The following is a 1,680-nucleotide window of genomic DNA, read 5'->3' as shown; positions in this document are numbered from 1 at the left end:
GTACGTTTCTCATTTCTCACCTTCTTACTTCCGTAAATCTCGATTTAACTAACACGCATTCCTCTTCTTTTTAACTCTTTTATTAGTTCCCTAGTACTTGTTTCTGCTATTTTTGCTTTTCTCTCTAAATATTCTTCAGGAGTTCTTACTTTTGCCAATCTTCCTAGTTTTTCTTTTTCAGAAAAGTCGAATAGTTCAAAACTTGCAACATTCTTGTAATCGTGATTGTTTAGAATCACCAACCACATATTATTAATGTTGTGATAAACTTTTCCTCTCAGTAAATAACCATTGTAATCTCTAAAATACTTAATCTGTCCATTGTATATTGTCTTTTTATCCCTATCAGTGTTGTTATAGCTATATTCACACGTAGTTCCGTCTAAATCAGATAAATTAAAATTCATATTTTCTTGTACATGGTGACAACTTTTTACAAAACGATATTTCACTTTTTCTTCACTTGTCTTTAAGTTTGGCTCGCTTTCATTTTCGACTCCATGATCCTGTAGATACAATCCCAATTTATTAACTATTTTTTTAAAAATCAATTTCTGTAAATATGGCATCATTTCAAACTTGTTAAAGTCATAATAACCACCACACTTATGTTCAAAATTAATATTCTGATAAAATACAATTTTAAAGCCTACAGGATATCTATGTGCTTTGAATTCTAACCCATAATATCGCCCGTAATAATAATCTTTTCTTATAATTTTAGAAACGCTTTTATCTTTCTCAACATAGAACCCTAGTTGACCAAGCTCATGCATTGTATGACTAAACAATTTGTAATGTGGAAGGCTACCATCCCACCGATTCTCATTATTAACTTCTGCATCTATATTGTTAAATATTAAAGTTGTATCATGTACGCTATATTTGTCCAATATACATCCTCCTTTTACTTTGCCACTAATCTAATATTTGTAATCTTACCGCTTGCATTTAACTGTTCCGTTATTTCATTCCATTGTCTCGTAAAATCCTCAACGTATTCTGAAGTATAATTACGTTCGGTACCGTTGTTAATCTTTCGCAGTAACTCATTTTTGTTCTGATCGCTTTTGAAAATCCTGTATCTGCATTTATACATGTGACCTGTCCTAGCATACTTGCTGACCCTTACAATTTCCATTCCTGTGATGTCTGCTATTTTGTCTGATTTAATGCTTGTTATAACACTTCCATCGACATAGTCATGTAAATCATATGTGTTTTCCATCTACCTACCTCCTCAATAACTGCTGTTCTAGACTATCAAAATCCGATTCACTATAATTACGTTGAGGGAAGTTGTTAAACTTATTTGCCTTTACTGCCTGTTGCTGTGGTTTATTTTGCTTGTTCTTCATCTGCGAACGCAATGTTTCATACTTCTCTCTAAATTTGCTTGTACTACGTATATTCGGCTTCCAGAAAGCATTTGTCTGCGAATACACTAATGTATTATAAATGTCTTCCTGTGATCGCTTATCTAACCGAACCATCTTTTCAATGTTGTCGCACCACTTGTCTATCTGCTCATCATTTTTAGGAATCTTTTTTGCATCAGGCATTTCATCTGTAATCGATTTGATTAAATAGCGAACACATTTTATCTCGAAAGAATCATCCGAATATCGCTTTTTATATTCGATAGGTTTCTTTTTATTAATACTTCTTACATTCTTTACA

3 protein-coding genes are annotated in these 1,680 nt (G+C 32.4%); all 3 read right to left on the bottom strand.

From position 1 onward, the window contains the following. Nucleotides 1-44 precede the first annotated feature (44 nt). Nucleotides 45-893 carry a hypothetical protein gene (locus RTP52_RS20215; RefSeq protein ID WP_312373190.1) on the bottom strand — a complete coding sequence of 283 codons (849 nt, stop codon included), beginning with the start codon at nucleotides 891-893 and terminating at the stop codon, nucleotides 45-47. 14 nt (nucleotides 894-907) lie between these two features. Then, nucleotides 908-1,228, bottom strand: a complete 321-nt coding sequence (locus RTP52_RS20210; protein ID WP_312373188.1) for a hypothetical protein — start codon at nucleotides 1,226-1,228, stop codon at nucleotides 908-910. A 4-nt stretch (nucleotides 1,229-1,232) separates the two neighbouring features. Then, nucleotides 1,233-1,680 (bottom strand): hypothetical protein (locus RTP52_RS20205; protein WP_331662001.1); only part of this gene is annotated, 448 nt, incomplete at its 5' end.

The organism is Lachnoclostridium sp. (assembly GCF_031997925.1).
Lineage (GTDB): Bacteria > Bacillota > Clostridia > Lachnospirales > Lachnospiraceae > Lachnoclostridium.
This window is presented reverse-complemented; position numbering and strand designations above follow the sequence as displayed.

What these genes read in the sequence shown, in the direction of transcription:
- RTP52_RS20210 (WP_312373188.1), bottom strand. Translation starts at nt 1,228, where the DNA reads ATGGAAAACACATATGATTTACATGACTATGTCGATGGAAGTGTTATA.